At 41.0% G+C, this 6,769-nt stretch carries 5 protein-coding genes and 1 pseudogene; 5 read left to right on the top strand and 1 reads right to left on the bottom strand.

The window, feature by feature from the left end; translation table 11 throughout:
• The 5 genes and pseudogenes from AC5RDS_RS04045 to AC5RDS_RS04025 all read left to right on the top strand — a co-directional run.
• A pseudogene (locus tag AC5RDS_RS04045) lies at window positions 1-439 on the top strand (MobV family relaxase); the annotation flags it as partial.
• 131 nt (window positions 440-570) lie between these two features.
• The gene (locus tag AC5RDS_RS04040) at window positions 571-1,845 is read left to right on the top strand and encodes an ATP-binding protein (RefSeq protein ID WP_013611293.1); all 1,275 of its coding nucleotides are present in this window, start codon (window positions 571-573) and stop codon (window positions 1,843-1,845) included.
• Between the two features lie 266 nt (window positions 1,846-2,111).
• Window positions 2,112-2,612, top strand: a complete 501-nt coding sequence (locus AC5RDS_RS04035) for a type I restriction-modification system subunit M N-terminal domain-containing protein (RefSeq protein WP_041556412.1) — start codon at window positions 2,112-2,114, stop codon at window positions 2,610-2,612.
• 10 nt (window positions 2,613-2,622) lie between these two features.
• Window positions 2,623-3,174: a hypothetical protein gene (locus AC5RDS_RS04030; RefSeq protein WP_175315486.1), complete on the top strand. Its 552-nt coding sequence runs from the start codon at window positions 2,623-2,625 to the stop codon at window positions 3,172-3,174.
• Entirely contained in the window at window positions 3,175-3,591 is a 417-nt protein-coding gene (locus AC5RDS_RS04025; RefSeq protein WP_013611291.1) for a type II CBASS E2 protein, read from the top strand. It begins immediately after the preceding gene.
• Between the two features lie 284 nt (window positions 3,592-3,875).
• On the opposite strand, the gene AC5RDS_RS04020 is transcribed toward AC5RDS_RS04025, so the two are convergent.
• Window positions 3,876-6,692, bottom strand: coding sequence for a PD-(D/E)XK nuclease family protein (locus tag AC5RDS_RS04020; RefSeq protein ID WP_175315487.1), 2,817 nt, complete (start codon window positions 6,690-6,692; stop codon window positions 3,876-3,878).
• Window positions 6,693-6,769: the final 77 nt, after the last annotated feature.

Raw genomic sequence — 6,769 nt, 5'->3', positions numbered from 1 at the left:
TGAGGAGCAGAACAGGTCTATCGCCAGCCGATTCGTGAAGATTGTCCGTCAGATTGAAGAACTGTATCGGAAAGATGCCGAACAGCAGATACAGGCGGTGCAGAATAATGCGTTGCTGGACTATCGGGAGCTTAAATGGTTGCAACAGGAGTATGTACGACTGACGGATCTCAACGATAATCAGACTGAACAAATGCAGACATTTCTTGACCAGTTGGCTGAGCCGTCTGTACGGGAAAGAATCTTCACCATCGCAGATGCTTTGATTTGCGGACAGCCTGTCGCTGTTTCATCCGGCGGTGGTGGCAACTCCGACTCAGACCTTCGCTGGGACGGAAGAAGGCCGGATGAGGAGGAAGAGGCGTATCGGAGAAGGTGTCTGATGTTTGCGGTAGTAACAGTATGTAAGCAGCAAACGAAAAGTTATCGAAGGAAATAATTATAATTCGCCAAATTACCAAGCAAAAATAGGCCAAATTACCAAATGGATTTCGTCCAAACTTCCAAATTTGTATTGCAATTTATATGATTCATAAACTATTTCCCTATCTTTGCAAAAACTATGTATCTATGGAATATAAAAATCGAATAGCAGATAAATTATTGCGTGATAAGTTAGAGGCAATGGGTGCTGTTTTAATTGAAGGTCCAAAAGCTTGTGGTAAGACGACTACGGCTGAACAACAAGCTAAAAGCATCATCTATATGGACGACCCGGTAAAGCAAGAACAGTATAAACAGATGGCACAAACAAATATCCGTTTTTTGCTTGAAGGAGAAACTCCACGTTTGATTGATGAATGGCAACATGTTCCTCAGTTTTGGGATGCCATTCGGTTTGAAGTTGACCATAGAGATGACGATGGTCAGTTTATGCTTACAGGATCTGCAGTTCCAGTTGATATGAAAGAAATTCATCATACTGGAACCGGAAGATACGGATGGCTTACTATGCGTCCTATGAGTCTTTGGGAGTCAGGAGAATCTACAGGAGAGGTTAGTTTGTCGGATTTGTTTCTTACTCCTGACAGAATAGGAGCATTAAATAAACTGACCTTACCAATGCTTGCATTTGCCGTTTGTCGTGGCGGATGGCCTAAGTCTCTGCAAAAGAAAACTGAAAAGGCAGCATTATCGCAAGTAACGGAGTATTATAAAGCCATTACAAATAGTGATATATCGCGAGTAGATAACGTAAAAAGAGACGAGGAGCGAGCAAAGAGAATAATGCGTTCATATGCCAGACATCAGGGCTCTCAAGCAAGCATAGCAACGATTCTTGCTGATATATCAACAAATGAGACAGGAAACATCAGCGATGAGACAGTAGGAGCATACCTTACTGCTTTACGAAAAATATTTGTGATAGAAGATATGCCGGCATGGAATCCAAATCTGAGAAGCAAAACAGCAGTGCGCACATCTGACACAAGATATTATGTAGATCCTTCATTGGGAGTTGCTGCTTTGGGACTTGGGCCTAATGACCTGATTAATGATTTGAATACATTCGGATTGTTTTTTGAGACGATGTGTATCCGTGATCTTCGTGTTTATGCGGATGCTTTAGATGGTTCGGTTTACCATTATAGGGATAAAAATGGTTTGGAATGTGATGCTGTGGTGCATTTGCGTAATGGTGCATATGGTTTAATTGAGATAAAATTAGGCGGAGAAAAACTTATTGAGGATGGTGCTAAAACATTAACTGCACTTACCAATATTATTGACACCTCCCGAATGAAGGCACCTGCATTTTGTATGGTACTAACTGGTGTAGGAGACTTTGCCTATAGACGGACTGATGGAATCTATGTTGTTCCTGTTGGATGTTTGAAAGATTGATTGTGGGTAAAAGCGGTTATAGGTAAGCCGAATGTTCCATCATGCCTAAAGCAATATCTTACATCATAGGGAATCTGATCGATAATTATACAAGATGGTTCACACAAGAAGGTTGATTTAAATTTCATGTTTAGGTCTTGCCTTAATTAGGTAATGGATGTTGTAAAATGGCATAGTGACTTAATGACCAAATTGGCTGAAGGTCAAATTAATTGTCAAAATATGTATAAAACACTACTAGCATAGAATAATTAGAAAGTAAATATATGAATAAGCAGAAACTTGCAAATAAAATATGGGCGTCGGCGAACAAGATGCGTTCGAAGATCGATGCCAACGAATACAAAGATTATATCCTTGGTCTTATTTTCTACAAGTTCCTCTGTGACAACGAGGAGCAATATCTTCGTAAGGATGGATGGACTGACGAGGATATGCCTTTTCTTGTTGAAGACTATGAAGATGCTAATGCAAAGGATACTATTGAGTACTGTAAGAACAATATCGGATACTTTATCGAGTATAAGTATCTGTTCAGTACATGGTTGAAGCCTGATTCTATGTTTAATGTGGCAGACCTGAGTGCTGCACTTAACAATTTCGACCGTTTGGTAAGTGCGAACTATCGCTCTGTCTATGAAAAGATCTTTTTGACTTTGCAAGCCGGTCTTAGTAAACTTGGAGAGAATCCAGCTTCGCAAACTCGCGCACTAAAAGACCTCATAAAACTCATTAAGGATATTCCTACTGTTGTTTTCCGAAGCTAAAGTTGGCAATGTGCCAGCATATAAAGAGAAGAAAAGTCCTTTGCAACGTGTTGTTCAAATACTTAAACGTCACCGTGACTTAATGTTTAACGGCGATGAAAGCAAGCCAATCTCTATTATTATCACAACACTAGCAGCACGTGCTTACAACAAGGAAACAGATGTACTTGATGCGTTGGTAAACGTAGTCAACAGCATGGAGAGATATATCGAACATGAACCAAATACCGATCTGTGTATTGTGCGTAATCCCGTAAATCCTGATGAGAACTTTGCCGACAAATGGGTAGAAACACCGCAGAAACAGTTAAACTTCTTTGCATGGTTAAAACAAGTAAAGCAAGATGTGGAGCAAATCATTGAAAAAAGAGGCGGTTTGCAATTAATTGCTGAGTCGATGAATAAACCTTTCGGTAGAGATGTAGTGCAGAGGACTTTTAGTGCGATTGCCGACAATCAGCGTAAGAACAGAGATAATAACACATTAAGAGCTACGATAACAGGTACTTTAGGAATTGTTGGTACAGTTGTAAAAGCTCATACATTCCATGGAGACGAATAAATGCAAAGAGAAAAGAAATTTACAAAAACACATCAGAAGGCTTTTTTGCAACAAGCGTATCCCAATGGACACTTCTATGCAGAAACTCCAACGAGTTTCTGCTGGAAGTATTCCGTGCAACCATCCTCTTTAAGCGGAACCTATCAATTCAAGATTTGCTACAAAGAAGGAAAACATGTGGATGTGTTCGCTCTAGATAAGTTATCTCTGTGTGAAGGAGAAAAAGGATTGCCACATGTTTATAATACGGATAAGCAGCATCTCTGTATCTACCATCGTCCATCAGAAGAGTGGAATGCTTCGCACAAAATAACAGAAATTATTCCTTGGATTTCAGAATGGTTTTACTATTATGAAAACTGGCTTGTTACAGCCAAGTGGCTTGGAGGAGGAATCCACAGAGGAAAGAAAGAGTGATATTGTATTTAAGTATAATATAAGAGCCTTCTAATATCCACTATGATTGCTCAATCGAATACAAAAGTATTTGTTTGTCCACCATTTCCTCCCATCGCCTCAGACCGTCTCAGACGGTGCGGTTTGTTTGTGCAAATTTCATTGTTTTCTGCATAATATATTGATAATCAATATAGATAAATTTCTTCAACGAGGACGAGTATTGATACAAAAGACGCTAAAATGAGCTGAAACAATGAATTACGAAATGAAAGACCACTGCTAAACGGTGGCCTTTCTCGTTTTTATCTGCGGCATATTCCGGCATAACTGCAAGTCCGGCATTTCTTTTCGTTATCGGTTTGGCAAAAAGGATGTTCCGGGGAGAATAATTCTTCCAGTAACTGCCGGAGATGATCCGAAAACTCCTGCTGATAATACCGGAAATTTTGTATCAGCTCTTTATCACATTTTAACCGGAAATCATAATCTTTTCCGAACAACAGTTTGGTACTGTAAATTCCAGGGATCAGAGGCTGTTCGCTGGGATGCACATGATCGTACATCAGGCAATACACCATGGTCTGAAAAGCTGCTTTATTCCGGGTAGGATTTGCCGGATCGAAAACCGAAGCGATACTTTTGAAAGCCGTCGTATCGGCTCCTGTTTTGTAGTCTATTACCCGGATGCCTTGATCGGTACGGTCTATGCGATCGATGAAACCTCCGACGAAAACTGTCTTTTCCTGGCCTTCGATACCGATTTTTACAGGCACGTGAAAACGGTTCTCCATAGCCAGCAACCGGAAAGGACATATCTTTTTATCGTAAGAAAACATCTCCCGGAGGTATTTTTTGATTACTCCCAGGATCAGTTCGTTGCTGCCGCTATCGATCAGCCTGGAAATTTTCGGGTCGTATACTTTTAGATAAGAACGGCGGATGTGTTCTTCGATCAGAGATCCGTTGGCCAGAATGGTATCGATGGCCGCTTTCGTGATTTCGCCTCCAGGTATCGTGGCATACAGTGATTCGGAGCATTCGTGAAAGATATTTCCCAAAAGACGGTGGTCCAGTTCTTCGGCCAGTTCTTCTTTCTCTTTTATTTGTGCTATGTATTTGAAATAAAATTTCAGGGAACATTCCATATAAGTGTTTAGGGCCGAAGGAGAGATCGTCTGATCCTCCGATCGGGTATACCGCTCCAGAATATGGAGTATCGGCGGGGTTTTACCGATTCTGATTTCTTTGGGATTTTGGGTAGAAATCGGGTTTTGGAAATTCCTTTCCGCTACGGTAAGTCCCGATTCATATTTGATTTGATAGAGAAAACGACTCATTTCCCCTCCGTTCATCCCTTTTACGCCTGAAGTATATAAAATATGAATGTCTCTGGAACGTTGTAAAAGCCGGTAAAAGTAATAGGCGAAAACAGCGTCCTGGTGTTCGGGGGTGGGCAAACGGAAACCGAATCGGAGGTTATAAGGAATAAACGAAGCGGGAAGTGTGGTTTTGGGTAAAATACCTTCGTTGGCCGAAAGGATGATCAGATGATTGAAATCCAGCATACGGGTTTCCATTAATCCCATCAGTTGTAAGCCTTCCAGAGGTTCTCCCGAAAAAGGAATACTGAGATTACCGATCACTTTATTGATGATTTGCATATAAAGTTTGTTCTCCGGCTCGATGCCCTCTTCTTCGAATGTATTTTGCAGGTTTTGGATTTGGGTATATACCGTAAAGACAAATTCTTTTTCGATAGGATCGGCTTCTTCTTTCAATACCGACCGGGTCAGCAAATTCAGGATTTTCAGTAGATATACAGGTATCTTTTCGTGCTGGTCGGAGGAAAAAATAGCCCGGGTGAGCTCATGAAAGTGTAAACTTTTTTCTATAACATAGACGATGTTCTTTTGATTGATATAGTTGGTGATCTGCTGAATCTCTTCAGGACATAGGTCTTTGATTAATTTGTGATTCAGCAGAGCGATGACCGGTTTGTAATAGTAGTAGGTGGTGTCGCCTTCCTGCCTGGCATAATTTTTTAAATCGCATAACATAGAAATGAGGGCCGCCACCGAAGTGTTGCGTGCCGGATACCCCATCGTAACATTGATTTTTGAGAAATACTCCGGAATCGAATGCATCACGGGAATCAGCATCTGTTCTTCACATAACACGATGGCTGTCTGTCGCGGATTCTCTTCCCGGAGACTTTCGGTCAGGGCAGGAAGAAGCTTGGCCTGACCGATCGTCGAGGGGACAGCCAGGTATTCGATGGTTTTGCCGTTGTATCTGAAGTTATTGAAATGTTCGATATCCAATTCGTTCGGAAACAGCTTTAGATTCTCCCGGATATAATGGCCTGCTTCCTGATGTTCATCAGCAGTATAATAAATATCGTAATCCCAGTAGAAGCGGGCTATTCCCGAATCTTGCCAAAACGAAAAGATCTTTTTTTCGCATAAGTTCAAAGCGTTGAAACCCGCGATTAATATATGTGCAGGATGGGCATAGGTTTCTATATGTTCGCAAAAATACCGTTCGTTCATTCCTTCATAGCAGATTCCGGTTTCAGCCAGGTGAGTTTTGAAATGAGTATAGGTGGCATATAATTTATCCCACACTTTTAGGAATTCTTGTTGTTCCCGGCTGAATTTTTCCGGATTGAAGCTCTTCCAGAATCGGTGTATGGCCTTGATTTGTTCTTCGGTCAGATACGGGAAGTTCAAATCCAATTCTTTGAGTGCTATCAGATTAGAAAAAAGATCTTTGGCATCTACCAGGTATTTGTCGATATCGTCGAAATCAGCCAGTAGCATATTTCCCCAAAAATAGAAATCTTCGAATTTCTCGGAAGAACCTGATACGGCTGTATAAGATTTGTAGAGTTTGATAATTAAAGAAAGTGTTTCAGCTTTTTTCAGACCCGAATGCTTTTCGATGTATTCTGTCAAAGTCAGGATCTCCGGCATCCACACCGGACGGTCGATTTGGCGGGAGAGTTCTTCGGCCAAAAAGAGACCGGCTCTTTTATTAGGAAAAATAATAGTCAGATCGGCGAAATCCGTACCGTATTTCCGGATAATATCCTTTGCCAGTAACTGAAGAAAAGAAGCCATATATCGAATTAAAAGTTAAAGAGTTATTTGGGCTTATTGTATTTTGTTGTTATTTTTGTTGAATAGTCGGTAGGGAC

The sequence above is a fragment of the Odoribacter sp. genome, assembly GCF_985060555.1.
Note: the sequence above shows the minus strand (reverse complement) of the source record. Positions and strands in the feature narration are given on the sequence as shown.

Bases quoted from the DNA above. Each gene is read 5' to 3' on its own strand.
- AC5RDS_RS04025 (WP_013611291.1), top strand. From the start codon at position 3,175: ATGCAAAGAGAAAAGAAATTTACAAAAACACATCAGAAGGCTTTTTTG.
- AC5RDS_RS04020 (WP_175315487.1), bottom strand. From the start codon at position 6,692: ATGGCTTCTTTTCTTCAGTTACTGGCAAAGGATATTATCCGGAAATAC.
- AC5RDS_RS04040 (WP_013611293.1), top strand. From the start codon at position 571: ATGGAATATAAAAATCGAATAGCAGATAAATTATTGCGTGATAAGTTA.
- AC5RDS_RS04035 (WP_041556412.1), top strand. From the start codon at position 2,112: ATGAATAAGCAGAAACTTGCAAATAAAATATGGGCGTCGGCGAACAAG.